This window comes from Roseococcus thiosulfatophilus (assembly GCF_017311575.1).
In the GTDB taxonomy this organism is placed as follows: Bacteria; Pseudomonadota; Alphaproteobacteria; order Acetobacterales; family Acetobacteraceae; genus Roseococcus; species Roseococcus thiosulfatophilus.
Window position 1 is genome coordinate 24,923 of record NZ_JAFFQY010000004.1, and the last position, 23,874, is coordinate 48,796.

Consider the following 23,874-nt stretch of genomic DNA (forward strand, 5'->3'; position numbering starts at 1 on the left):
GGCGCGGAGGAAGAACTGCGGCCTCCGGGCCGCACAACAACACCCGTCTCGAGGAGAACAGTCGCAATGAAGAAGCATTTCATCACCACCACCGCGCTCGCGGGCGCCTTCGCCATCGGTATCGCCGGCGCGCCGCTCGCGCAGGGCGTGAACCCGAGCGCCCCCGGCAGTGCCGCGGGCGGGACCATGGCGCAAGGTGGGACCCAGGGCGGAACCGCTGGCACGCAGGGCGGCACCACCGCGCCGGGCGCCGGCCAGGCCGGCACGCAGCGCGGCCCGACCTCCCCTGACGCCCGCGGCGGCACGCTGGGCGGCGCGACCACGCCGGGCACCACCACGCCGGGCGGCCAGGCCGGCACGCAGCGCGGCACCACGGCCCCCGGCGGCCAGGCCGGCACGCCGGGCGGCACCACGACCCCCGGTGGCCAGACCGGTACGCAGGGCGGGCAGCGCGGCACGCAGGGTGACGCCACGCGTCCCGGCCAGGGCACGCAGGGCGGCGCGACTCAGCCCGGCGGCCAGCGCGGCACGCAGGGCGGTTCGCTGATGCAGGACCAGCAGACCTTCGCCCAGGCCACCACGCCCGGCCAGACCGGCACGCAGCCCGGCCAGATGGGCGCCCAGCCCGGCATGAGCGGCGCGCCGCAGGCCGGCACCACCGGCCAGCGTGACCCCATGCGTCCGGGCGGCGCGGCCCCCGGCCAGCAGGCCACGATGAGCGAGGAGCAGATCCGCGGCATGCTGTCCGCCCGCGGCTACACCGACATCAGCGGCATCGAGCGCGACGGCGATCACTTCAAGGTGAGCGAGGCCAAGCGCTATGGCCGCGATGTCGAGGACCTGCGCGTCAATGCCCGCACCGGCCAGGTGCAGGACGAGGCGCGGCTGAACGAGGACCAGGCCCGCAACCTGCTGGAGCAGCGCGGCTTCACCGAGGTCAGTGACGTGTCCCGCGACGGCGACAACATCACCGCCCGCGCGAAGCGCGACGACCGCGAGATGCGCGTCCGCATTGACGGCAACACCGGCGCGGTGGTCCCGCAGCCCGCCTCGAACTGAGGCGACGGCACGGCCGGGCGGGGGGCATCCCCCGCCCGGTCATTTCCGATGGAAGGCCTGTCCGAACACGGCAACCGACGCCCCCGCGTCGGCGCTACGCCCCAGCAAGAGAGGACACAGACGATGAACAACGAGATCACACGACAACGCCCCGGGCGGACCAGCCTGCTGGCCACCGCCGCCATGGGCGCGGCGCTCGCCTTTGGCGTCACCGGCCTGGCCCAGGCCCAGCAGGCGCAGCCGCGCACGGGCCAGGCCCAGCAGGCCCAGCAGCAGCAAGCCGCGCAGCAGTTGCAGCAGGCCGAGCAGCGGCTTCAGCAGGCGCAGGAGCAGTTCGGCGGCATGGGCGCCGGCGCGGCGCAGCCGCAGGCCGTGCAGCAGGCCCGCCAGGCCGTGCAGCAGGTGCAGCAGGCCATGGGCCAGGTGCCCGAGGCGCAGCGGCGCGAGCAGGGCTATCGCCTGGCCCAGCAGCATGTCGCCGCGGCCCACCAGGTGCTGCAGGGTGACAATGTCAACGCGCAGCAGGCCCGCACGGCCATCCAGAACCTCCAGGGCGTCATTCCCGTGATTCGCGCGCAGCTCGCGGGCGGGCAGCCCGCGCAGGGGCAGGCGCAGCAGGCCGAGGCGCAAGGGCAGCAGCCCCAGGCGCAGCAGGGCGCCCGTGAATCGGCCGTGGTGGTGGAGCAGCCGACGGCGCAGCTCCAGGTCACGCAGCCGCCGCCGCAGGTGACGGTGACGCAGCCCGAGCCCGTGATCACGGTCATCGTGCCGCAGCCCGAGATCATCGTGCGCCAGCCCGCCCCGCAGGTGACGGTGCAGATGCCGGACCCGCAGGTGCAGGTGCAGCAGGAGCAGCCGCGCGTGGCCTTGTCGGAAGCCGCCCAGCCGCAGGTGCGCGTCTCCGAGGGGCAGCCGCGCGTGCAGGTGCAGCGGGTCGAGCCGCGCGTCGTGGTGCGCCAGGCCGAGGGCCAGCCGCAGATCCGCTACGAGCAGCAGGGCGAGGCCACGGTGCGGCATGAGCGCCAGGCCGAGGCCCAGCCTCAGGCACAGCAGCCCGCCCCGGCGCAGCAGGCCGAGGCCCAGCCCGCGCAGCCGCAGGCAGGCGGCGGCCTGCCGCTCGAGCGCGCCTCCGCGCTGGTCGGCACCAATGTCGTCGGCGCCAATGGCCGCGATGCGGGTGAGATCGAGAACCTCCTCGTGGACAACCAGGGCGTCGTGCGCGCCGCGGTGGTCGAGTGGGGCGGCTTCCTGGGCATCGGCACGCGCCAGGCCGTGGTGCCGATCGAGAACATCAGCATCAACGGTGAGCGTGCCGAGATGAACCTGACGCGCCAGCAGCTCGAGCAGCTGCCCCGCTATGAGCGCGCAAATGTCGCCGAGGTCGGCCAGCAGCGCGGCTGGAACGGCGTGCGGATGTACCGCTGAGGGTCAGAACCTGGCCGGGCTATAGGGCGAGGGGTCCAGGAAGGGCGCCTCGCCCGTCATCATTTCCGCCAGCAGCCGGCCCGTGCTGGGGCCGAGCGTGAAACCCTGGTGCGCGTGTCCAAACGCGCACCAGGCATTCGCCTGTCCGGGCAGCTTGCCGATCACGGGCAGCATGTCCGGCGTGCAGGGGCGCACGCCCATCCAGGGCGTTTCCTCCACCGCATCCGCCAGCGGCAACAGGTTCCGCGCGATGGGCTCGGCGCGGGCGAGCTGCACGGGCGTGGGTGGCGCCACGTCGCGGGTGAATTCCGCGCCCGTGGTCAGCCGCACCCCGGCCCGCATGGGCGCCAGCAGGAAGCCGCTGCCCACGTCCAGGATGGGCCGGTTGAGCACCGCATTCCCCGAGAGCGCAAAATGCCGGTGATAGCCGCGCTTGCCGAAGAGGGGCGGCGCGTAGCCCAGCTTTTGCGTCACCTTTCCGGCCGCGGCGCCCAGCGCCACCACCACATGCGCCGCCTCCTCCCCGCCCGCGCGCCAGCCGCTGCCCGCGCGTTCCAGCGTGGTGGCGTCGCCGCGCGCGAAGCGGCCGCCCGCCTCCTCGAAACGCCGCAGATAGGACAGCGTCAGCGCGTGCGGATCGCTGACCGAGACGGGGTCGGTGAAGTGGATGGCGCCGAGGCGTGACACCTTCAGGTGCGGCTCGGCCGCCGCCAGCGCCGCGCCGTCCAGCAGGGTGTAGTTGATGCCGTAACCCTGGCGCGCCGCCTCCGCCTGGGCCAGCGCGGCGTCGAGCTTGGCCTGGTCGTTGTAGAGGCGCATCCAGCCGATGGGCCGCATCAGCGCCATGGCTTCGGTGCCTTGCGCCAATGCCATGTGCTCATCCAGGCAGGTGGCGATCAGCGCGGCATGGCCGGCCACGGCGGCGGCGTAGCGGCGCGGTTCGGAATGCCACCAGTAGCGCAGCAGCGGCGCGGCGAGGCCGGGCAGGGCGCCTGGATGGTAGGCCACCTCCACCGTGCGGTTGGACGCCATGCGGCGCAGTTCGGAAAATTCGCGCGGGAAGGGGTGGGGGAAGACCGCCTCGCGCTGGATCAGCCCGCCATTGCCGAAGGAGGCACCCTCGCCCGGGCCGTCGCGGTCCAGCAGCACCACGTCCCAGCCGCGCCGCCGCAGGTGCAGCGCGACCGACACGCCCACCATCCCCGCCCCCAGCACCAGCGCCGAATTCGCCATCGCACCCACCCGTTCCGCACGCCGCCACGCTGCGGAAAACGCCGCCCCAGGACAAGCCCCGCGCACGGCAACCCCTCGGTGCCGCACCCGTTTTTCAAGGACAGGGATAGGAGACGCCGCCATGCAGGGCCTCAAGCGCGCCAGCCTCGCCGACACCATCGCGACCCTCGCCGAGGTCATCGGCCCCACCTTCGCCAAGGGCGTCATCATCCGCCGCCCCACCGTGACGCGCATCGCGCAGCGGCTGGACCTGGACGGGCGCGGGGTGCGCCGCATGCAGAGGCTGCGCGCGACCTATGGCACGGGGCCGCTGGTGCTGAACCTGCCCTTCCGCACCCAGGTGCTGGTGATGGCGCCCGAGGATGTCCATCGCGTGCTGGACGACACCGAGGTCTTCTCGCCCGCCAGCCGGGAGAAGACCGCGGCGCTGGCGCATCTGGAGCCGCATGCGTCGCTGATCTCGGAGGGCCAGGACCGCGCCGTGCGCCGCCGCTTCAACGAGGAGGTGCTGGACAGCAAGCACGACGTGCATCGCATGGCCGCGCAATTCGTCGCCGTGGCCGAGGAGGAAGCGAACCGCCTGCTGCGCGAGGCGGGCACGGAGGGCGACCTGGAATGGGGCCCCTTCAACGCCGCCTGGCACGCCATGGTCCGCCGCGTCACCCTGGGCGAGGCGGCGCGCGACGACGAGGCGGTGACGGAGATGCTGGCCAAGCTGCGCCAGGCCGCGAACTGGGCCTTCCTGCACCCGCGCCGCAAGGGGCTGCTGGCGGAGTTCCACGCGCGCGTGGACCACCACCTGCAACGGGCCGAGCCCGGGACGCTCGCCGCCATGATCGCGGCCGCGGACAAGCAGGGCAACGAGGCGCCCTCGCACCAGGTGGCCCACTGGCTCTTCGCCTTCGAGCCGGGGGCGATGGCGGCCTTCCGCGCGCTGGCGCTGCTGGCCGCGCACCCCGAGGGCATGGCGCGCGCGCGCGAGGATGTGGCGACGGCCGAGAGCCGCGCGAAGCTGCCCTATCTGCGCGGCACGGTGCTGGAGGCGCTGCGCCTCTGGCCCACCACCCCCGTCATCCTGCGCGAGACGCGGCAGGAGACGGCCTGGGGCGCGGACAGCCTGCCCCGCGACGCGCACCTCATCATCTACGCGCCCTTCTTCCACCGCGACGACGAGAGGTTGGACAACGCCCACCGCTTCGACCCGGAGCAATGGCGCGACGGCCCGCGCGCGGCGGGCTGGCCCCTCATTCCCTTCAGCGGCGGCCCGGGCATCTGCCCGGCGCGCCACCTGGTGCCGATGCTGGCCAGCGCGGTGCTCGCCCCCATCATCATGTCGCGCGATGTGTCGGTGGTGGAGCCCGGCACGCTGGATGCCGGCCAGCCCATGCCGGGCCTGCTGGACGCCTTCAGCTTGCGCCTGCGGCTGGCGCCGCGCGCGGCGGCGTAGCCTTCAGCGCCCCGGCGGCGGCTTGCGGCCCGGCGGGCGGCCCGCTGGGCGCCCCCCTGGGCGGCCAAGGTTCTGCATGGGCTCGACGCGGATGTTCGCATCCTCGCCCACGGCGCGGCGGGCCGCGGTGGCGAAGCGGGCGGCGGCATAGGGCGCCACTTCGAACTGCGTCTCCCGCTCCATGATCCGCATGCGGCCGATCTCCTGCCGCGTCACATGGCCCCGGCGGCAGAGGAAGGGCAGCAGCCAGCGCGGGTCGGCGTTCTGCGCGCGGCCCACATCCATGCGGAACCACACGCCCTGGCCGCCGCCCTCCTCCGGGGTGGGGCGGGGGTCGCGGGGCCCAGGGTCGCGCGGAAGGGTGCCGCGCGGGGCGGGGCGCTCCTGGATTTCGGAGAGTTCCTCGGGTGCGGGCAGCGGCGCGCGCAGCACGCGCACCAGCGCGGCGGCCAGCGCCTCCGGCCCGCGCGCGGCGAGGGCGGCGTCGGCCAGCAGGCGGCGCGCGATCGCCACGTCCTGCTCGGCCGGCTCCTCGGCGGCGAGGGCCAAAGCCTGTTCGGCCAGGCGCTCGGCATCACGCGCGCGGATCGCCTCGGCCGAGGGCGCGGGGCCCCAGCTCGCCTTCACCTTGGCGGCCTGGATCAGCCGCTCGGCGAGGCGCCGGCGGGTGTGCGGCACCAGCAGCACGCTCACGCCCTTGCGCCCGGCGCGGCCCGTGCGGCCGCTGCGATGGAGCAGCGTCTCCGGGTCACGCGGGAGTTCGGCGTGGATGACGAGGCCGAGATCGGCCAGGTCAATGCCGCGCGCGGCCACATCGGTCGCCACGCAGATGCGCGCATGCCCGTCACGCAGGCTTTGCAGCGCGCGCAGCCGCTCCGCCTGGGAGAGTTCGCCCGAGAGCGCCACGGTGGAGAAGCCGCGCTCCGCCAGATTGCCGCGCAGCCGGGCGACCGTGGCGCGCGTCGCGCAGAAGATCATGGCGATGCGCGGGTCTTCGAGGCGCAGCACGTTCACCACCGCGCGCTCCAGCTCATGCGGGGCGACGAGGGCGGCGCGGTATTCGATGTCGCCATGCGCCTCGCCCTGGCTGGTGGCCTCGATGCGCAGCGCGTCGCGCTGGTAGCCCTTGGCGAGCGAGGCGATGCCGCGCGGCACGGTGGCCGAGAACATCAGCGTGCGGCGTTCGGGCGGGGTTTCGTCGAGGATGGCTTCCAGGTCCTCGCGGAAGCCGAGGTCCAGCATCTCGTCCGCCTCGTCCAGCACGACGGCGCGGAGTGCCATGGGGAGGAGGTTGTTGCGCTCCAGATGGTCGCGCAACCGGCCGGGCGTGCCGACGACGATGTGCGCGCCCTGCATCAGCAGGCGCTTTTCCGCCACCGGGTCCATGCCGCCCACGCAGGAGACGACGCGGCCCCCGGCCGGGGCGTAGAGCCAGGTCAGCTCCGCCTTCACCTGCAGGGCGAGTTCGCGCGTGGGCGCAACCACCAGCGCCAGCGGCGCGCCGGGGCTGGGCAGGTGCTTCGCCTCGCCCAGGAGCTCGGGCGCCAGCGCCAGCCCATAGGCCACGGTCTTGCCCGAGCCGGTCTGGGCCGAGACCAGCAGGTCACGCCCCGCCGCCTCCGGCTGGAGCACGGCGGCCTGGACGGGGGTCGGCTGGGCATAGCCGCGGCCGGAGAGGGCGGCCTGCAGCGGGGCGGGCAGATGGTCGAAGGACCCAGGTTCGGAGGACATGGGGCGGAGGGGTGTGCCCCCGCGCGCGCCGCGTCAAGCGCGGATCGCGCGGGGCAGACCCTTGTTGAGCGGCCGATTCACGCCCTGGCTGCGCCAGGGACGATCGGACGCTGGTCGTTTCGCGGCCGCTTCACGCCTTCGGCTGCGCCGAAGCCGATCGGACGCGGGCCGATGCGCGGCCGATCCACACCCCGGCTTGTCCTGCCGGCGCTATTCCGCCAGCTCCGGAATCACCCAGAACGGCTTCTGCCCCCGCGCCACGCGCTGGCAATTGTCGAAGGCGTTGCGGAAGCGGGCCAGCACGTTGTCCGCCGTGGGGCCGGCGAGGTGCGGCGTCAGCACCACGTTGTCGAGGGTGAAAAGGGGGTTCCCGGGCGCGGGCGGCTCCTGGTCGAATACGTCCAGCCCGGCACCCGCGATGCGGTTCGCGGCCAGCGCGTCATGCAGCGCCACCTCGTCCACCACCGGGCCGCGGCTGGTGTTCACCAGGATGGCGCTGGGCTTCATGGCGGCGAGTTCGGGCGCGCCGATCATGTGGCGGCTCGCCGCCGTCAGCGGCACGTGCAGCGAGACGATGTCCGACCGCGCCAGGATCTCGGGCAGCAGGCGGAAGCGCACCTCCAGCGCGTCCTCGGCCTCCTCGGTCAGCCGCGCCTGGTCGAAGTAGATCACGTGCATGCCGAAGGCACGCGCCAGGCGCGCCACCTTCTTGCCGATATTGCCGAGCCCCACGATGCCGAGCGTGCGGCCGCGCAGCTCGATCAGCCCCGGCTGTTCCTTGGACTGGCCGCGCCAGCCGCCGGCGGTGACGGTGCGGTGCTGCCAGATGAGGCGCTTGCCCACCGCCAGCATCAGCATCAGCGCGTGCTCGGCCACCGCATTGCCATTGGCGCCGCCATTGGTGCTGATGGGCACGCCCGCGCCGCGCGCGGCCTCGATGTCGCAGCGGTCATAGCCGGCGCTCAGCAATTGCAGCAGGCGCAGCCGGGGTGCGCCGGCATAGAAGGCGGCGTCGAAACCGGCGCTGGCGAAGCCCACCAGGAATTCCGCCTCGCGCATCGCTTCCGTGAAGGCGGGCGTGCCGGGGCGGGCCACCACCATGTCGAAGCCGCGCGGCAGGATGTCGCGCGCCATCTCGACGGGGCTCATGGGGTTTTCCATCAGGACGAGCTTGTGGGTCATCGGGCGTGTTTCTCCATGCGGGAATGATGGGCATGGACGCGGCCGCTCGGCCAGACGCGTTGACTTCGCTTCGGCGCGCCGGGACCATCCGCGCATGCAGGAACGACGCTGGGCCGCGGTGGCGGAGCTCTACCACGCCTATTTCACCGGGCTGATGCTGACGGTCAGCCTCCGGCGCGGCGCGGCCGACGCCGCCGAATGGGTGTTCCGCCTGTTCCGCCACCAGCATCACGAGAAATTCCTGGCGAGCCTCGGCAAGCTCGGCCTGGAGCATTTGCCCGATGCGGTGCGGGCGGCGGCCTATCACTACCTGTCGAACCAGGTGGGCGGCGTCTCCGTCGAATTCATGCGCGAGAGCGACCGCAAGGCCTGGGTGCGCTTCGTGCCGCCGCGCTGGGTCTATCCGGGTGCGTCCATCTGCGGCGTGCCGTCCGAGGTCTCGCGCGCCATGCTGCGCGGCTGGTACGCGCAGAACGGGGTGTCGCTGGGCAATCCGCGCCTCGGCTTCGTCTGCACCGCGCAGACCACGGACGGGCAGCACGGCCTTTCCGGATATTTTCTCGAGCATGACCGCGACCTGGCGCAGGAGGAACGCCTGCTCTTCCGTCCCGGCGAGGACCCGCCGCCCTTCGACCCCGCGGCCGCCCCGCGCCTGCCCGAGGCCGACTGGCCCGCGGAGCGCCAGGCCAAGGCCGCGCGCAACTACGCGATGGAATACATCCGCAGCGGCTTGCCGCGCCTCGCGGAGGTGCTGGGCCCGGCCGAGGCGCGGCATCTGGGCAATGTCGCGGGCCGCCTCGTCGGCGCGCAGAGCTTCCACGCCACCGCCGAGGGTTTGGGCGTCGCGGGCGAGGGGGGTGCGATGGGCTTCGCCCGCCTGCTCGCCGCCTGGGCGGAGGCGGAGGGGGATGCGGCCGAGATCATCCCGGACGGCGCCGCTGTGCTGGTCCGCCGCACGGGCTTCCGCCTGCTGCGCGGCCTCGGCCCCTTGCACCCCTGCGTCTTCGAGGGCTGGCAGGGCCTGGTGGAGGGCATGCTCCAGGTCCATGACCGCTTCCTGCTGCTGGACACGCCCGAGCGTGACGATTGGGGCGACGCCCACACCACCTGGCGCATCCGCAGGAGGCCATCCGCATGAGGTTCAACCACGTCGCCAACCGCCTCGACGCCGCGCATTTCGAGCTGGTGGTGGAGATGCTGCGCGAATGCCTAGGCTTCGTGGAGCTGCGCCGCACCGAACGCGCCATCTGGCTGCGCCAGCCGGGCGCCAATGTGGACCTGCAATTCAGCCGCAGCGCCACCACGGCGCGGGATGAGGACAAGCTGCGCTCCCAGATCGCCTTCCTCAGCGACACGCCGCGCGCGGATTTGCAGGCGTTGGCGGATTGGTTCGGCGCGCGCGGGCTGGAGGCGATGGTGGGCGCCTATTCGGACCGCGAATTCTACCTCGACGCGCCCGCCGCCTTCGTGGACTTCGTGATCGAGGCCATGCGGCCGGAACTCGCGGAATACGGCGTCACGGCCTGACGGCTTGCGGCGCGCCCCGCCCGCACGGAGACTGGCCGCCGGAGGGAACCCATGCCGGATGCTGCCGAGGCCAGCGTGGAGACACGCGCCTCCTGGACCATCGCCTTCGCCACCACGACCATGCTGGCGCTGGCGGCCGGCGCGCCGCTGACGGTCGTCATCGGCCTCGTTCCCATCGCGGAGGATCTGGGCACCGGGCGGTCCTTGCCTTCGCTCGCCACCTCGCTCGCCTATCTCGGCACGGGCGTGGGCGGGGTGATGTGCGGGCTGCTGGCTTCGCGCTTCGGGCAGCGGGCGGTGGCCATGCTGGGGGGCTTCGCCATCCTGCTCGGGCTGGGGCTTGCCTCGCTGGGGGAGGCCTGGTCGCTGCTGGTGGGGATCGGGCTGGGGGTGGGGCTGTTCGGCAATGGGGCGCTGTTCGCGCCGATGGTGGCCTATGCCTCGCTGTGGTTCGACCGCAGGCGGGGCACGGCGCTGGCGCTGGTCTCGTCCGGGCAATACATCGCGGGCTTCGTCTGGCCCTTCGTGTTCGAACGCGCGATCGCCTGGGTGGGGTGGCAATGGACCATGCTGGGCTATGGCATCTTCGCCTCGGCGGTGGTGGTGACACTGGGGGCGCTGGTGATCCGCCCGGCGCCGGCGCCGGCGCCGGTGCCGGTGGGCGGCTATGGCGGGGTGCGGGCCTCGGCCGGGCGGCGCGTGCTGGGGATGCGGCCCAATGTGGCGCTGGCCGTGATCGCCTCGGCCTCCTTCCTGTGCTGCATCCCGATGGCCATGCCCGCGGCGCATCTGGTGGCCTTCTGCGGCGACCTCGGCATCGCGGCCTCAAGGGGCGCGGCCATGCTGTCGGTGCTGCTGCTCTGTGCCTTCCTGGCGCGGCAGTTCTGGGGCTGGCTGTCGGACCGGATCGGCGGGCTGTGGACGGTGATGTTCGGCTCGCTCGCCCAGGTGGTGGGGATGCTGGGCTTCCTGGCGACGCAGGACGAGGCGGGGCTGTTCTTCGTCTCGGCTGCTTACGGGCTGGGCTTCGGCGGCATCATTCCCGCCTATGTGCTGGCGGTGCGCGGGCTGTTCCCGGCGCTGGAGGCGGCCTGGCGCGTGCCGGTGCTGCTGTTCGTGAGCCTCTCGGGCATGGCCGCCGGCGCCTGGCTGGCCGGCTTCATCTATGACCGCGTGGGGTTCTACGCGGCGGCCTGGTGGGTCGGGATCGCGGTGAACCTCGTCCAGCTCGTCATCATCGCGGAGCTGCTGCGGCGGCAGCGGCGCGAGCGCGCCTGATCCGCGGAGGCGGCATCGCCGGAGCGGTGAATCAGTCGCGGCAAAGCGCCTGATCCGCGGAGGCGGTAGCCGGAGCGGTGAATCAGTCGCGGCAAAGCATGGCGCCGCGCCGCGTCAGGCTGGCAGCACGGCCTCGATCTTCGGCACCAGGGCCTCGGGTTTGGTGGTGGGGGCGAAGCGGTCCACCACCCGGCCATCGGGCGCCACCAGGAACTTGGAAAAATTCCACTTGATGGCGCTGCCCAGCACGCCGCCCTTCTCGGCCTTCAGCCATTGGTAGAGCGGGTGGGCGCCCTTGCCGTTCACCTCGATCTTGCGAAACAGCGGGAAGGTCACGCCGAAATTCGTCTCGCAGAAGCTGGCGATCTCGGCGTCGGTGCCGGGTTCCTGGTGGCCGAACTGGTCGCAGGGGAAGGCGAGGATTTCGAAGCCGCGCGGGTGCAGCCGTTCATACAGCGCCTGCAAACCCTTGTATTGCGCGGTGAAGCCGCATTTGGACGCGACATTCACCACCAGCACGGCCTTGCCGCGATAATCGGACAGGCTCTGTTCGGTGCCGTCATTGCGCGTCGCGGTGAAGTCGTGGAAGCCCATCTGCGCCTCTCCTGTTCTCACCGCGGCTTTTGCGCCACCGCCAGCACGTAGTCGAGGGCCGCATAGACCCACGGCGCCGGTAGCCGCCGCAGCAGCCGGTAGGGCAGGCGGCCCGAGGCGGGCAGGCGGGCGAACAGCGCGGGGTCCTCGGCCAGGGCGCGGTGCCAGCCGGGGAAGACGTCCTGGCCGATGGGCGTGGCGGTGGCCTCGGTGAAACCGGCCGTGCGGAACTTTTCCAGGTAGGCCTCGCGCGTGTCGGCATTGGCGGCGGGGATGTCGAACTTGGCGGCGAAGCCCCGCCAGCTGACCTCCTGCCAGCGGCGGCGCGCCGGGTCCGCGTCGGGGGCGGCGCGAATGATGTCGGCCAGCACCAGCCGCCCGCCCGGGCGCAGCACGCGGTGCGCCTCGGCCAGGAAGGCCTCGCGCGTGTGGAAGTGGAAGGCGCATTCCACGGCTGTCACCACGTCGCAGGACGCATCGGGCACGGGCATGGCGGTGGCCGAACCCAGCCGCAGCGTGATGCGGTCGGCCAGACCCGCCCGCCGCACCCGCGCCCGGCCGAGCCGCACATGGACGGGTGTCACATTCAGGCCCGTGATGTGTCTCGATCCGAAGCGTCGCACCCAGAGAATGTCCTGGTCGGCGAAGCCGAAGCCCACATCCACCACCTCGTCCGCCGGGCCCATCCCGGCGGCTTCCGCCACCAGGGCGGCGAGCGCGGGGCAGGCCTCGTCAATGGTGCGGGCGCTGCGCCAGAGGCCCAGGTTCAGGTAGAGCCCCTCCCGCGTGAAGGCCTGGGTGGCGAGGCTCTCGTAGAGATCGGCCGCCGCCAGGCGCCGCCAGGGCGTCCAGGCCCAGAGCAGCAGGTCGGCGGCGGCGGGGAGGGGCATGCGTGTCACCCCTCGCAGATGGGGTGTCCTACAGCCGCCAGAAGGGCTTTTGCGCCTCCGCGGCCGCCTCGCTGCGCGAGATGCCGATGTCGTGCAGCTGCCGGCTGTCGAGCTGCGCCAGCAGGCGGCGGCTGCGGCGGCGTTGGGCGGCGTCGCGGCACCAGGCGACGAAGCGGTGCCAGGCGCCGCGCGGCGGCGGCGGGGCCCAGGGGTCGCGTGCGCTGGCCTGGGGCGCGCGCAGCGGGGGGAAGGGGCGGGTGGGCAGATGTGTCATGATACACTACCTCCTTGCGGAGACACATCGGGCCAGTGTCACGCGGATGTGTCAATCAGTCCCTTCGCAGCGCAGCAACATCCGGAGTGTCTGGGAGGCAAGCCTTTTCAATCGCTTGGCCCCATCCATGCGCGACTCGACGGGCAGCCACGCCTTCGCTACAAGTGTATCGGCACATCACCAGCCAGGAGCCCGGGACACTGACCGACTGGACCCCCCGCCTCGCCCCCGGAACCGGCCTCGCGCATGAGCGGCTCTCCGCCGCCCTGGCCGAGGACGTCACGCGCGGCCACCTGCCCGTGGGCGCCCGCCTGCCCGCCCACCGCGAATTGGCGCGGGAGCTGGGGCTGAGCGTCGGCACCGTCACCCGCGCCTATGCCACCTTGCAGCGGCGCGGCCTCGCGCGGTCGGAGCATGGGCGGGGCATGTTCGTGCTGGCGGCACCCCGCCGCGCGCCGGACCGGCTGGATTTCAGCGTGAACCTGCCCGCGGCCATCCTTACGCCGCGCATGCTGTCGGACATGCTCTCGGCCGCCGCCGCCGCGCTCGACCCCGCCCTCTTCGCCAGCTACAGCCCGCCCGCCGGCACCCCGCAGGACCGGCAATTCCTCGCCGCGCATCTGGCCGCGGCGCGGGGGCTGCGGGTGGATCCGGGGCACCTGCTCATTACCACCAGCGCGCAGCACGCCATCTTCATCGCGCTGGCCACCGCGCCGGCTGGGCCGGTGGCGGTGGAGGCGCTCAGCTACCCCCAGGCGCTGACGGCCGCGCGGCGGCTGGGGCGGCGCCTCGTGCCCATCGCGCTGGACGCCGAGGGCGTGTGCCCGGACGCGCTGGAGGCGGCGCTGCGCGCGCCTGACCCGCCGCGCGCCCTCTACCTCGTCCCCACCTTGCAGAACCCGACCGGCGCCGTGATGTCCGCCGCGCGGCGCGCGCGCATCGTGGCGCTGGCCCGGCGGCATGACCTGATCCTGATCGAGGACGACGTCTATGCCTGCCTGGCGCCCGAGGCGGGGCCCTCGCTGGCGGAGCTGGCGCCGGAGCGGGTGTTCCACGCCTCCAGCTTCTCCAAGAGCCTGGCCCCCGGCCTGCGGCTCGGCTACCTGGCCTGCCCGCCCACGCTGGTGGACCCGGCCTGTGACTGGCTGCAATCCACCACCTGCATGACCAGCCCGCATTCCTGCGCGCTGATGCGCCACGCGGTGGCCGATGGTCTGCTGGATTCGGTGGCCACCTCCATCCGCGCCGAGACCGCCCGCCGCCACGCCCTGGCGCGGGAGGTGCTGGGCGATGCCGTCTTCCCCACCGCGCTGCCGGGGTTGCAGGTCTGGCTGCCCATGCCGGTGGCGCGGGCGCGCGACATCGTGCGGCGGGCGGGGCAGCGCAACATCCAGATCGCCTCGCCGCTCGCCTTCATGGCGGACCCGGCGGCGCCCGAGGCGGGGTTGCGCCTCTGCCTGGGCAATGTGACGGAGACGGAGCTCGGCCCCGCGCTGGAGATCATCGCGGGGCTGGTACGCGACGAGGCCGCGGCGCGGCTGGACGAGGGCGCGGTGATCTGACCCTTCAGCCGCGCCCTACGGCCCGGCCGCGATCCACTCCGCCAGCACCGCGATGGCCTCCATCAGGTCCGCCGTCTCCATCGCCTCGCGCGGGTTGTGGCTGCCATTCGCGTTGCGGACCAGCAGCATGCCGGTGGGCACGCCGGCCGCCGCGAAGTTGTTGGCGTCATGGCTGCCCGGGCTGTTCAGCCGGGGGGCGGCGATGCCGAGCCGCGCGGCCGCGCCCGCCAGCCCTTCCACGATGCCGTCATCCATGATGCCGGGCGCCGCCCAGCTCCGCTCGCCCAGGATGATGGTGACGGCGCGGCGCTCGGCCACCTCGGCCGCGATGGCGCCGAGCTGGGCCTCCAGCGCCTGCAGGTGGCCCGCATCATAGCCGCGCAGGTCGAGGCTGAGGGCGAAGTCGCCCGGCACCACGGTCATGCTGTGGCGGTCGGGCAGGGTGTGGAAGCGGCCGATGGTGACGGCCATGGGGTAGCCCGCCTCCTCCTCCGCCAGCCAGAAGCGTTCGAGGGCCAGGGCGAAATCCGCCCCGGCCATCGCGGCGTCGCGCCGGAAGCGGTGCGGCAGGCCGGTATGCGCGTCCTCGCCCAGGATGCGGATGCGTGGGTGGCGGAGGTTGCCCGGCGTGGCGAGGCAGAGGCCGAGCGGCGCGCCGGCCTCGATCAGCTGCGGCGCCTGCTCGATATGCACTTCGAGATAGGCGCCGATCTCGCGCGGGTCGCGCAGCGGCGTGCCGGCGCGCAGCCGCGCGGGGTCACCGCCGCAGGCGGCGATGCTCTGGGCCAGGCTGCGCCCGGTGCGGGCATGCGGCAGGTCCAGCGCGCCCGGCGGCAGCCGCGCCAGCATGCCGCGCGAACCCACCAGGCCGAGGCCGAACCAGACGGCCTCCTCGCAACGCAGGGCCAGCACCTCGATGTCGCGGCGCGGGGCCACGCCGGCCGCCTTGAGGGCGGCCACGGCGCCCAGCCCCGCGATGACGCCCGCCGCCCCATCGAAATTCCCGCCCTGCACGATGCTGTCCAGATGCGAGCCGATCAGCAGTGGCTGGGCCGAAGGCTCGCGCGCCGCCCAGCGCAGGGAAAGGTTTGCAGCGGCGTCCGTCGCCGCCGTCAGGCCCAGCGCCGTGCCGGCCTCGGCCACCAGGGCGAAACCCGCGTTCTCGCCGGGGCCGAAGGCCTCGCGCGTGATGCCGGGCGGGTCGGCGCCCACCCTCGCCACCTCGTCCAGCAGACGCTGCACCAGGGGCGTTTGGGCGGCGACCGCCGCGCGAAGCCCCAGGCTGGGCAGCGCCATGGGCGGCATGGCGGGGCCGGGACCGCCGCGCGGCCTCATGCGCGCGGGGCCTTCGCGGCCAGGGTGCGGGCGCGGTGGTCCAGGATGCGTTGGCGCAACCCCGGTCGCGCGACCGAACGCGCCAGCGCCGCGAGGTCGCCCGCGTCGTCGGCGCGGCGCGTGCGGCCGTGCAGGGCGGCGACGGTGGGGGCGTCGAGGCGCAGCGCGGCGTCGCGCGCGGCGGCGATGGCCTTGGGCAGCGCGTCCTCCGGCAGGTGTTGCGTGGCGAGGCCGATCCGCGCGGCCTCCTCCGCCGGGATGGTGCTGCCCGCCAGCAGCAGGCGCCGCGCCACGCCGTCGCCCACCAGGCCCGCCAGACGTCCGGTGCCCAGCACCAGGCCGAAAGCGGGGCCGGGGAAGGCGAAGCTGGAGCCCTCCAGGGCGAGGCGGTGGTCGCAGACGGCGAAGAGGTCTGCCCCCGCGCCCATGGCCCGGCCCTGTGCGATGGCGAGCGTCGTCACCGGCAGGGCGTGCAGCCTTTGCAGCAGCAGCTCGATCCGCAGCACGCGCAGCGCGAGGTCGCCTTCCGTGGCGGTGTCGAGGTCGGACAGGTCGAAGCCCGTGCAGAAATGCCGCCCCTCGCCGCGCAGGATGATCAGGCGCGCGCCGGCACCCAGCGCCGTGTCCAGCGCCGACTCCAGCGCCTCCACCAGCTCGGCGCCCAGCGCGTTGCCGCGCGCGGCGCGGTTGAGCCAGAGAGTGGTGACGGGGCCGTCATGCTCCGCCCGCACGGCATCCGTGGTCGTGTCGTTCAAGGGCCTTCCTCGTCGTGCCTCTGCCGCAAGGGTGGCGCGGAACATCCTCCACGTCGAGGCAAGGTTGCCGGTCAGAACGCGGAGGCAATGACGAGGAAGAGCAGGATGAACAGCGGCGGCACGCCCAGGAAGGCGTCGCCGAACAGGAACAGCTTCAGGAAGAAGAAGAGGAAGGCGCCGTAGAGCGAGACGGCGAAGGGCAGCAGGAAGCCCGGCGAGAGGGGGGCGACCAGCGCCAGCAGCGGGTCCGTCAGGCGCCGCAGCACCACGAAGAAGGCGATGTCCCGGTCCACGCCGATGGCGAATTCCAGCACGCCGCGCGAGAAGAGCAGTGCGGCGATGGCCGTCAGCGCATAGGTGCCGCCGAGGTAGATGGCGACGATGGGCGGCGCCCCGCCGATGAGGAAGGTCCCCACCGCCATGACATAGGCGAGGGCGAGGTAGAAAAGGCCGCGTAGGGCGGAAGCCTGCATCCCGGAAGCCTCGTGTGGAAAAAGGGCGCGGGACCGTGATGGACCCGCGCCCCAGCTGATGTTCGGGAAGAACGGGGCGGCCGGCAAGCCGGCGCGCCCCGCCCCGGTTCAGTGCGTCTGCACCATCATGTTGCCGCCCTTGGGCAGGCGCAGGCGATCCACGAAGTCCTGCATTTCGGGACTGGGTGGCGGCGTCACCAGCGAGACCACGATGGTGACGATGAAGGCCACGGGCACGCCGAAGATGCCCGAGGAAATGGCGGCGACGCCGAACCAGCTGATCTCGTCGCCGCTGCGCGGCACGAGGTCCATGCCGTAGACGTTGCCCACCAGGTAGAACATCGTGACACCGAAGCCGGCCGCCATGCCGAGGATGGCGCCCATGTTCGTCGTGCGTTTCCACCACACCCCCATCACAAGGGGCGCGAAGAGACCCGCCGCCGCGATGGAGAAGGCCCAGGCCACCATGGACAGGATGTCCGAGGGCTGGGTGCGCGCCAGCAGCGCGGCCGCGATGGCCACGATGACCAGCAGGATCTTCGCCACCAGCAGCCGGCGCTTGGTGTCGGCCTTGGGGTCGATCATCTTGTAGTAGACGTCGTGGCTGAGCGCGTTGGCGATGGCGAGAAGCAGGCCATCGGCCGTGGACAGCGCGGCCGCGAAGCCGCCCGCGCCCACCAGCCCCACCACCCAGATCGGCATGCCCGCGATGGAGGGCGTGGACAGCACGATCATGTCGTTGTTCAGCCGCAGCTCGCTGTAGGGGAAGCCGCCGACATGGCCGCGCGCCTCGCACGCCGCCTGGATGGCCATGACGCTTTCCGCCTTCACGCCGCAGATGGTGACGAGCTGGTGCCCCGCGATGGAGCCCCATTCGAGCATCCAGGCCGGGATGGCGGTGAAGGCCAGGCGGTAGCCCTCCGCGTTCACGAAGAGACCCATCAGGTTGAACTTCGAGAAGGCGGCATAGGCGGGCGCGGTGAAGTAGAGCAGGAAGATGAAGAATAGCGACCAGCCCACGGACTTGCGCGCCTCACGCACGGTGGGCGTGGTGAAGAAGCGCATCAGGATGTGCGGCAGCGAGGCGGTGCCGACCATCAGGCAGAAGATCAGGAAGAAGAAGTCGCGCGGGCTGTAGGTCTGGAACGGGGCCACATGGGTGCGGGCCACGTTCAGGATGCGCTCGTATTCCGCGATCTGCGTCAGCGCGCCGCCATACATCAGCTGCGGCAGCGGGACGCCCGTCTGCACGGTGGACATCCAGACGGCCGGCAGGAGGTAGGCCACGATCAGCACGATGTACTGCGCCACCTGCGTCCAGGTCACCGCCTTCATGCCGCCCAGCATGGAGCAGACGAGAATGCCCGCGAGGCCGGCGAAGACGGCGATGCCGAAGTCGATGCCCAGGAACTGCGAGGCGATGATGCCCGAGGCATAGACCTGCGCCGTGATGTAGGTGAAGGAACAGGCGAACAGCACGATGATGCCGACGAGGCGCGCCGCGTTGCCGCCATAGCGCGTGCCCAGGAAGTCCGGCACGGTGTAGGCGCCGAATTTCCGCAGGTAGGGTGCCAGCAGCACGGCCACGAGCACATAGCCGCCCGTCCAGCCCAGCACGAAGGCCAGCCCGTCATAGCCCAGCACGAAGAGCGTGCCGGCCATGCCGACGAAGCTCGCCCCCGACATCCAGTCGGCGCCGGTGGCCATGCCGTTGTAGACCGCGGGCACCGAGCGCCCGGCCACGTAGTATTCCGAGACCTGCGCGGTGCGCGACATGATGCCGATGAAGGCATAGATGCCGATGGTCGCGGCCATGTAGGCCCAGAGGATCCATCGGTCGGGCACGCCGACCATGGAGGCCAGCGCCATCAGCAGCACGAAGGCGGCAAAACCACCGACATAGATGCCGTAGATCTTGCCCAGATTGTCCGTGAAATCACCCTTCATGGAGAGGGACATGTTGCGTTCCTCCCCTCAGTCTTCGGCCACGCCGAATTCCTCGTCGATCTGATTTTGCCGGTGCGCGAACCAGAAAATCTGCACGACGAAGACAATCAGCGACCCCTGCGCGGCCATGTAGAAGCCGAGCGGGAAGCCCGCGATCACGACGCCATTCAGCACCGTGACGAGCATGTGAATGAAGAAGCTGAAGACCGCCCAGATGCCCAGCGAAATCCACATCAGATTTCGCGTCTTGGCCCAGTGCGCCTCCGCCACTTCCGGTGGCAGCTTTTCGGACAATGCCCATCCCTCCCATCGTGGTGGGGTGAAGGCCCCGCGAAGACGCCAGTCCTTGCGTCCCGGACCCACCCCCTGGTTGCACGCGCAAACATCCCGGACCTTGGCCGGAGTCAGAATTTCGGTTCCGCACGGTGTCTGATGACCGATTGCTGCGCGAAACGATGCTCCCGCAGCAGGGCAACGGCCGTCAAACATAAATTCTGTCAAATTTCATGTTCATTTGTCCGTGCGCTTGCGGCGGCGCCCTGCCACCCGGCACACTCGGCCCGCAAAGGGGGGCGGCATGGCGGTGCAGGGCTGGATCGGGGCCATCTTCAAGGAGGCGCGCGGCCGCGCGGACTGGCCGGCCGCCGTCGAGGCCATCCGCGCCGGCGCCGCCTACCTGGCCCAGGGCGCCAGCTATTCCTACCTGCGCGCCCGTACTTTGCTGGCCGGGCCGCGCCTGTTCCAGGACGCGGATTTCGGATTCGCGCTGACCATCTGCAAATGGGAGGGATTCGGCGTCGCGGCGCAGGACCTCATCCTGATCCTGGAGGCCGAACTGCGCGACCGCCTGCCGCCCGACCCCGCCCTGCGCGCCCCCGTCCTGGCCGCGCTCTACCGCGAGGTGCTGGAGAGCGAGGCCCTGCCCGAGCACCGCGCCACCTCCGGCTGGGATGACCTGGTGGCGGAGTTCGACGCGCGCCTGCCCGTCTTCCTCTCCCGCCCGCCCCTGAAGCCCGACGCCATCTCCATCGCCACCGCGCTGCGCCTCCTGGAACACGCCCCCATCGAGGAGAGCGTGCGCCAGGCCGACAAGATGATGGTGGTGAACAACGTGGCCTTCCGCTTCATCGAGTACCAGGCGAAGCTGCGCCGCAAGCTCGATCTGCCGGGCCTGGCCGCGGAGCTTTCGGCACGGATGCGCGTGCCGTGACCATCTCCGCCGCCACGCCGCTGATCGCGCTGGAGGTGGCGGTGCTGGACACGGAGACCACGGGCCTCGACGTGCGGCAGGACCGCATCGTGCAGGTGGGCGCGGTGAGGATGCGCGGCGCGGAATTGCTGCCCGACCCGCCCTTCGACCGCATCGTGAACCCCGGCATTCCCATCCCGCCCGTGGCGAGCCGCGTGCATGGGCTGACCGATGCCGATGTGGCCGCCCACCCGCCCCTTCCCGCCCTGCTGCCCGAATTACTGGACTGGCTGGGCGATGCGGTGGTGGTGGGCCACTCCATCCATTTCGACCTCTCCGTGCTGCGGCACGAGGCGCGGCGCCACAACCTCCCCTGGCGCGAGCCGCGGGTGCTGGACGTGGCCTTCCTCGCGGCCGGGCTGGACCGCGGCCTGGTGGACACCTCGCTGGACGGGCTGGCGCTGGGCCTCGGCGTGGCGGTGGAGGGGCGGCACACCGCCTGGGGCGATGCCCAGGCCACCGCGCGCATCTACGCCGCCCTGCTGCCGCGATTGCAGGCCGCCGGCATCCGCACCCTGGGCGAGGCCGAGACGCTGTCCCGCCGCGCCACCGACCTCATCGCGCGGCAGGAACGCGCGGGCTGGTTCGACCGCATGCCCGGCGGCGGGCGGCCCGACTACGCGCTGGCCGCCATGCGCGCGGGCGGGCAGCGGGCGACGGACAGCTTCCTCTACCGCACGCGCCTGAGTGACGTGATGTCGAGCCCCGTCATCGCCATCGCGCAGACGGCCACGGTGCATGAGGCCGCGCAGCTCATGCACGCGCGGGGCATCGGCAGCGTCTTCGTGGAGGCGGAGGGGGGCCATGGCATCGTCACCGAGCGCGACATGCTGCGCGCCATGGCCGAAGGCGGCGCGGAGGCCATGGCCGCCCCCATCGCGCGCTTCATGAGCCAACCCGTGCTCTCCGCGCCGGCCGACACCTTCCTCTATCGCGCGCTGGGGCTGATGGCGCGGCGGCACCTGCGCTACCTGGGCGTGACCGAGGGCGGGCGGCTGGCCGGCGTCTTCACGCTCCGCACCCTGCTGCGCGAACGCGCGCTGGCCACGCTCGCCGTGGGCGACGAGATCGCGGCCGCGACGCGGGCCGCCGACCTGGCGCGGGTGCAGGCGGCGCTGCCGGGCCTGGCCGCCGGGCTGCTGGCCGATGGGCTGGAGGCGCGCGCCGTCGCCGCCATCATCGCCGCCGAGAACCGGGCCATGACCGCCCGCGCGGCCGAGCTGGCCGAGGCCGAATTGGGCCCGCCGCCGGCGGACTACGCGCTGCTGGTGCTGGGCTCGGGCGGCCGGGGCGAGAGCCTGCTGGCGCCGGACCAGGACAATGCGCTGGTCATCGCGGATGACTATGCGGGCGACCTGGACGCGGCCGAGGACTGGTTCACGCGCCTCGCCACCCGCGTGAACGAGACGCTGGACCAGGCCGGCATTCCGCTCTGCAAGGGCGGTGTGATGGCGCGCAACCGTCCCTGGCGGCGGCGGCTGTCGGAATGGCGCGCGCAACTGGCCGATTGGGCGCGGCGGCCGGAGCCGGCCGCCATGCTGAACCTCGACATCTTCTACGACTTCACGCCGGCCCATGCGCCCACGGCGGGCGGCGCGGCGCTGGCCGAGGGTTTGCGCGTGGCCGCTACCGAGACGGCGCGCGCTGCGCCCGCCCTGCTGCGCGCCATGGGCGAGATCGCCGGCGGGCATGTGGCGCCGCTCGGCCTGTTCGGGCGTATCCGGCGCGACGAGGCGGGGCGGGTGGACCTGAAATCGGGCGCGCTGCTGCCCATCACGGCTGGCGCGCGCGTCATCGCGCTGCGCCACGGCGTCACCGCGCTGTCCACGCCGCGGCGGCTGCGCCAGGCGGCGGAACGGGCAGGCCGGGGCGAGACGGATGCCGCGCTGCTGGCCGATGTGCACGGCTTCCTGCTGCGCCTGTTGCTGGCGCAGCAGATCGCGGATCTGGAAGCCGGCATCACCCCCGGCAACCGGGTGGAACTGGCGCGGCTGTCGCGCCAGGACCAGGACCATCTGAAGGACGCGCTGGGCCGCATCGAGACGATGCGCGAGATGCTGCGCGACCTGTTGCAGGGGATGTAGAGCGGGAGGCCTTGAGGTGGAATCACCAGAACGCTGAACCCTGCCCTCAACAATGGCCGAGCAGGCCGCACGAACGCATGCGAACGCGGCATGCTCTGGCCCGCCTCAGGCCAGCGCGGCCTGGATCGCCTCCGCCACCAGCCGCCCGCTTTCGGCGGCGCCGTTCATGTAGCCGGAATAGTCCTCGCTCATGTGCTCGCCGGCGAAATACAGCCCGGCGCGCGGCGCCAGCGCATCGGCGAATTCCGTCATCTGCCCGGGTGCGAAGCAGGTGTAGCTGCCGCCCGCATAGGGGTTGGAGGGCCAGTGCATCCGGTTGGCGCGGCCATTGAAACCCGCCCCCGCGCCCGCCAGCGCCGGATCCACCGAGGCCATGGCGGCGCGCGCGCGCATGTCCGGCCGGTCCATGAGGAAGTCGAGCCCGGCCTGGCCGCCCGCGAAGATGGTCATGGCCCCCATGCCCGTGCCGGGCCGGGCGTGGTCCTCCCAGATGGTCTGGTAGCCCAGGTCGTTCAGGCATTCGCCGCTCTGCCCCGCCGCGCGCCAGGGGCGGGCATTCGTGCCGGCGAAGAGCTTGGCGTTGGTGCCATAGCGCGTCTCGGTGATGGCGCGTCGTGCCAGCGGCGGCAGGTCGAGCGTGATCTCGACCTGGCGCAGCGTGGTCAGTGGCAGGGCGAGGACCATCACCTCCGCCTCCACCGCGCCGCCACCCGCGAAGATGGCGCGATAGCCCTGGCCCGCGGGGCGCAGCGCCACCAGCCGCCGCCCCGTCTCGATCCGCGCCGCATGCAGCCGCGCCAGCGCGGCCGGCACGCGGTCATTGCCGCCCGCCACCTGGTAGCGCTGGTCGGAGGAGAAGAGGCCGCGGCGCAGCATCTCCGGCCCCGGCGTGAAGCTGTGCGTGAAGTAGAGGCCGGACATGAGTTCCGGCTCCAGCCCCATCTCCTGGGTGAGGCCGAGGTCGAGCAGGCGGCGCAGCCAGCCGGTGATGCCCGCCCGGTCCATCATCGCGGCGGCGGACATCGCGTCCTGCTCCGGCTCGGGCAGGGCTTTCAGGCGGTCGAGGGCGGGCAGGAAGCCACCCGCCTCGGCCACGATCTCGGCCACGCCGCGCCGCGCGCCCTGCACGAAATAGGTGGTCTCGAGCTCGGCGGCGGGGCCTTCCTCGCCATCCTCCAGCGCGAGGCGCAGGCGGCGTGCCAGGGCCAGCATGTCCGCATGTTCGGAATTGATGAAGCTGCCGCCGAGTTCCACGACCGTGCCGGCCCCGAGCAACCCCGGTCCGCTGAAGATGCGCCCGCCCAGGCGGGTGCTGGCCTCGTGCAGGGAAACGCGGGTGAGGCCGGCGCCCACCAGGCGGTCCAGCACCACCAGCCCCGCCAGGCCGCCGCCGATGATGGCCACGCGCCGGTCGCTTTGCGCCAAGGCGCGGTCAGGCCGGGCGATGGCGAGGCCCGCGCCGCCGGCCAGCAGCGCGCGGCGCGGCAAGCGGTGAGGAAGCGGCGCCGCGCCGGGCGGGGCGTCCGTGCGCCGTGCCAGGGCGGCCATGGCGAAGGCGTGTTGCAACTGGCCGAAGATCGGGGTTCGCGCCATGGTCTTCGGCCCTCCATCCTGGACGTGCGGCTTTCGCCGCTTACGGCCAAGGTTAAGGTTCCGGGCACGCGCCCCGCAACCAGGACGTGTGCTGCGGCGCACATGATGTCCCACGCGGCCGCCCTTGCGGATCAGGCGTCGCGGCGTGACGAATCTGGCCTGTCACGCCGCAGCCCTGGCTGAGCGGCGACTTCAGGGCTTCGGTGATCGCGCCGAAGCCGGTCCGGCACCAGGCC

The 23,874-nt window shown here is 72.5% G+C and carries 21 protein-coding genes; 9 read left to right on the forward strand and 12 right to left on the reverse strand.

All coding sequences use genetic code 11. The features are described 5' to 3' along the window. Nucleotides 1-66 precede the first annotated feature (66 nt). A complete protein-coding gene (locus JTN19_RS02485; protein WP_206930077.1) occupies nucleotides 67-1,059 on the forward strand; it encodes a hypothetical protein in 993 nt (330 codons plus the stop codon). A gap of 123 nt (nucleotides 1,060-1,182) precedes the next feature. Further along, nucleotides 1,183-2,484 (forward strand): PRC-barrel domain-containing protein, encoded by a 1,302-nt coding sequence (locus JTN19_RS02490; RefSeq protein ID WP_206930079.1) that lies wholly within the window; start codon nucleotides 1,183-1,185, stop codon nucleotides 2,482-2,484. Between the two features lie 3 nt (nucleotides 2,485-2,487). Here the strand turns inward: JTN19_RS02490 and JTN19_RS02495 are convergent, their stop codons facing one another. Further along, on the reverse strand, nucleotides 2,488-3,717 hold the full coding sequence (locus JTN19_RS02495; RefSeq protein WP_206930081.1) for an NAD(P)/FAD-dependent oxidoreductase: 1,230 nt from the start codon (nucleotides 3,715-3,717) through the stop codon (nucleotides 2,488-2,490). Nucleotides 3,718-3,838: 121 nt separating this feature from the next. On the opposite strand from JTN19_RS02495, the gene JTN19_RS02500 reads away from it, so the two are divergent. After that, the gene (locus tag JTN19_RS02500) at nucleotides 3,839-5,164 is read left to right on the forward strand and encodes a cytochrome P450 (protein ID WP_206930083.1); all 1,326 of its coding nucleotides are present in this window, start codon (nucleotides 3,839-3,841) and stop codon (nucleotides 5,162-5,164) included. Between the two features lie 3 nt (nucleotides 5,165-5,167). Here JTN19_RS02500 and JTN19_RS02505 read toward each other — a convergent pair whose 3' ends face one another. Together JTN19_RS02505 and JTN19_RS02510 are read right to left on the reverse strand one after the other, a co-directional pair. Then, nucleotides 5,168-6,895: a DEAD/DEAH box helicase gene (locus tag JTN19_RS02505; RefSeq protein WP_206930085.1), complete on the reverse strand. Its 1,728-nt coding sequence runs from the start codon at nucleotides 6,893-6,895 to the stop codon at nucleotides 5,168-5,170. 210 nt (nucleotides 6,896-7,105) lie between these two features. Beyond that, the gene (locus JTN19_RS02510) at nucleotides 7,106-8,077 is read right to left on the reverse strand and encodes a 2-hydroxyacid dehydrogenase (RefSeq protein ID WP_206930087.1); all 972 of its coding nucleotides are present in this window, start codon (nucleotides 8,075-8,077) and stop codon (nucleotides 7,106-7,108) included. Nucleotides 8,078-8,171: 94 nt separating this feature from the next. Here JTN19_RS02510 and JTN19_RS02515 point away from each other — a divergent pair, with 94 nt between their 5' ends. Genes JTN19_RS02515 through JTN19_RS02525 form a run of 3 tightly spaced genes read left to right on the forward strand, consistent with a single transcriptional unit; the run spans nucleotide 8,172 to nucleotide 10,882 of the window. Next, the gene (locus tag JTN19_RS02515; protein ID WP_206930090.1) at nucleotides 8,172-9,215 is read left to right on the forward strand and encodes a hypothetical protein; all 1,044 of its coding nucleotides are present in this window, start codon (nucleotides 8,172-8,174) and stop codon (nucleotides 9,213-9,215) included. Then, on the forward strand, nucleotides 9,212-9,604 hold the full coding sequence (locus JTN19_RS02520) for a hypothetical protein (protein WP_206930092.1): 393 nt from the start codon (nucleotides 9,212-9,214) through the stop codon (nucleotides 9,602-9,604). Before JTN19_RS02515 ends, JTN19_RS02520 begins: the two co-directional genes overlap by 4 nt. A 51-nt stretch (nucleotides 9,605-9,655) precedes the next feature. Beyond that, nucleotides 9,656-10,882 carry an MFS transporter gene (locus JTN19_RS02525; RefSeq protein WP_206930094.1) on the forward strand — a complete coding sequence of 409 codons (1,227 nt, stop codon included), beginning with the start codon at nucleotides 9,656-9,658 and terminating at the stop codon, nucleotides 10,880-10,882. A 114-nt stretch (nucleotides 10,883-10,996) separates the two neighbouring features. Here the strand turns inward: JTN19_RS02525 and JTN19_RS02530 are convergent, their stop codons facing one another. Genes JTN19_RS02530 through JTN19_RS02540 form a run of 3 tightly spaced genes read right to left on the reverse strand, consistent with a single transcriptional unit; the run spans nucleotide 10,997 to nucleotide 12,640 of the window. Next, nucleotides 10,997-11,476, reverse strand: coding sequence for a glutathione peroxidase (locus JTN19_RS02530; protein WP_206930096.1), 480 nt, complete (start codon nucleotides 11,474-11,476; stop codon nucleotides 10,997-10,999). Nucleotides 11,477-11,493: 17 nt separating this feature from the next. Continuing rightward, nucleotides 11,494-12,366 (reverse strand): class I SAM-dependent methyltransferase, encoded by an 873-nt coding sequence (locus JTN19_RS02535; RefSeq protein WP_206930099.1) that lies wholly within the window; start codon nucleotides 12,364-12,366, stop codon nucleotides 11,494-11,496. A 28-nt stretch (nucleotides 12,367-12,394) separates the two neighbouring features. Beyond that, nucleotides 12,395-12,640 (reverse strand): DUF1127 domain-containing protein, encoded by a 246-nt coding sequence (locus tag JTN19_RS02540; RefSeq protein WP_206930101.1) that lies wholly within the window; start codon nucleotides 12,638-12,640, stop codon nucleotides 12,395-12,397. Nucleotides 12,641-12,804: 164 nt separating this feature from the next. Here JTN19_RS02540 and JTN19_RS02545 point away from each other — a divergent pair, with 164 nt between their 5' ends. Beyond that, nucleotides 12,805-14,202, forward strand: a complete 1,398-nt coding sequence (locus JTN19_RS02545; protein WP_206930103.1) for an aminotransferase class I/II-fold pyridoxal phosphate-dependent enzyme — start codon at nucleotides 12,805-12,807, stop codon at nucleotides 14,200-14,202. A 15-nt stretch (nucleotides 14,203-14,217) separates the two neighbouring features. On the opposite strand, the gene JTN19_RS02550 is transcribed toward JTN19_RS02545, so the two are convergent. From JTN19_RS02550 to JTN19_RS19985, 5 genes are all read right to left on the reverse strand, one after another. Further along, entirely contained in the window at nucleotides 14,218-15,537 is a 1,320-nt protein-coding gene (locus JTN19_RS02550) for a Zn-dependent hydrolase (protein WP_206930105.1), read from the reverse strand. Then, on the reverse strand, nucleotides 15,534-16,292 hold the full coding sequence (locus JTN19_RS02555) for an enoyl-CoA hydratase/isomerase family protein (RefSeq protein ID WP_206930106.1): 759 nt from the start codon (nucleotides 16,290-16,292) through the stop codon (nucleotides 15,534-15,536). Before JTN19_RS02555 ends, JTN19_RS02550 begins: the two co-directional genes overlap by 4 nt. Before the next feature lie 71 nt (nucleotides 16,293-16,363). After that, the gene (locus JTN19_RS02560) at nucleotides 16,364-16,765 is read right to left on the reverse strand and encodes a hypothetical protein (protein ID WP_206930116.1); all 402 of its coding nucleotides are present in this window, start codon (nucleotides 16,763-16,765) and stop codon (nucleotides 16,364-16,366) included. Nucleotides 16,766-16,873: 108 nt separating this feature from the next. After that, nucleotides 16,874-18,724 (reverse strand): sodium:solute symporter family protein, encoded by a 1,851-nt coding sequence (locus JTN19_RS02565; RefSeq protein WP_242530802.1) that lies wholly within the window; start codon nucleotides 18,722-18,724, stop codon nucleotides 16,874-16,876. Between the two features lie 15 nt (nucleotides 18,725-18,739). After that, a complete protein-coding gene (locus tag JTN19_RS19985) occupies nucleotides 18,740-19,006 on the reverse strand; it encodes a DUF4212 domain-containing protein (RefSeq protein WP_242530803.1) in 267 nt (88 codons plus the stop codon). 283 nt (nucleotides 19,007-19,289) lie between these two features. On the opposite strand from JTN19_RS19985, the gene JTN19_RS02575 reads away from it, so the two are divergent. Together JTN19_RS02575 and JTN19_RS02580 are read left to right on the forward strand one after the other, a co-directional pair. After that, nucleotides 19,290-19,922, forward strand: a complete 633-nt coding sequence (locus JTN19_RS02575) for a hypothetical protein (RefSeq protein WP_206930127.1) — start codon at nucleotides 19,290-19,292, stop codon at nucleotides 19,920-19,922. Continuing rightward, the gene (locus tag JTN19_RS02580; RefSeq protein WP_206930138.1) at nucleotides 19,919-22,045 is read left to right on the forward strand and encodes a DUF294 nucleotidyltransferase-like domain-containing protein; all 2,127 of its coding nucleotides are present in this window, start codon (nucleotides 19,919-19,921) and stop codon (nucleotides 22,043-22,045) included. The genes JTN19_RS02575 and JTN19_RS02580 overlap by 4 nt, the downstream gene beginning before the upstream one ends. Before the next feature lie 105 nt (nucleotides 22,046-22,150). On the opposite strand, the gene JTN19_RS02585 is transcribed toward JTN19_RS02580, so the two are convergent. Further along, nucleotides 22,151-23,638: a flavin monoamine oxidase family protein gene (locus JTN19_RS02585; RefSeq protein ID WP_206930147.1), complete on the reverse strand. Its 1,488-nt coding sequence runs from the start codon at nucleotides 23,636-23,638 to the stop codon at nucleotides 22,151-22,153. Nucleotides 23,639-23,874: the final 236 nt, after the last annotated feature.

Coding starts and splice junctions, on each gene's coding strand:
- JTN19_RS02505 (WP_206930085.1), bottom strand. CDS start 6,895: ATGTCCTCCGAACCTGGGTCCTTCGACCATCTGCCCGCCCCGCTGCAG.
- JTN19_RS02500 (WP_206930083.1), top strand. CDS start 3,839: ATGCAGGGCCTCAAGCGCGCCAGCCTCGCCGACACCATCGCGACCCTC.
- JTN19_RS02585 (WP_206930147.1), bottom strand. CDS start 23,638: ATGGCGCGAACCCCGATCTTCGGCCAGTTGCAACACGCCTTCGCCATG.
- JTN19_RS02510 (WP_206930087.1), bottom strand. CDS start 8,077: ATGACCCACAAGCTCGTCCTGATGGAAAACCCCATGAGCCCCGTCGAG.
- JTN19_RS02540 (WP_206930101.1), bottom strand. CDS start 12,640: ATGACACATCTGCCCACCCGCCCCTTCCCCCCGCTGCGCGCGCCCCAG.
- JTN19_RS02515 (WP_206930090.1), top strand. CDS start 8,172: ATGCAGGAACGACGCTGGGCCGCGGTGGCGGAGCTCTACCACGCCTAT.
- JTN19_RS02565 (WP_242530802.1), bottom strand. CDS start 18,724: ATGTCCCTCTCCATGAAGGGTGATTTCACGGACAATCTGGGCAAGATC.
- JTN19_RS02535 (WP_206930099.1), bottom strand. CDS start 12,366: ATGCCCCTCCCCGCCGCCGCCGACCTGCTGCTCTGGGCCTGGACGCCC.
- JTN19_RS02550 (WP_206930105.1), bottom strand. CDS start 15,537: ATGAGGCCGCGCGGCGGTCCCGGCCCCGCCATGCCGCCCATGGCGCTG.
- JTN19_RS02530 (WP_206930096.1), bottom strand. CDS start 11,476: ATGGGCTTCCACGACTTCACCGCGACGCGCAATGACGGCACCGAACAG.
- JTN19_RS02560 (WP_206930116.1), bottom strand. CDS start 16,765: ATGCAGGCTTCCGCCCTACGCGGCCTTTTCTACCTCGCCCTCGCCTAT.
- JTN19_RS02575 (WP_206930127.1), top strand. CDS start 19,290: ATGGCGGTGCAGGGCTGGATCGGGGCCATCTTCAAGGAGGCGCGCGGC.
- JTN19_RS02485 (WP_206930077.1), top strand. CDS start 67: ATGAAGAAGCATTTCATCACCACCACCGCGCTCGCGGGCGCCTTCGCC.
- JTN19_RS02495 (WP_206930081.1), bottom strand. CDS start 3,717: ATGGCGAATTCGGCGCTGGTGCTGGGGGCGGGGATGGTGGGCGTGTCG.
- JTN19_RS02525 (WP_206930094.1), top strand. CDS start 9,656: ATGCCGGATGCTGCCGAGGCCAGCGTGGAGACACGCGCCTCCTGGACC.
- JTN19_RS02490 (WP_206930079.1), top strand. CDS start 1,183: ATGAACAACGAGATCACACGACAACGCCCCGGGCGGACCAGCCTGCTG.
- JTN19_RS02520 (WP_206930092.1), top strand. CDS start 9,212: ATGAGGTTCAACCACGTCGCCAACCGCCTCGACGCCGCGCATTTCGAG.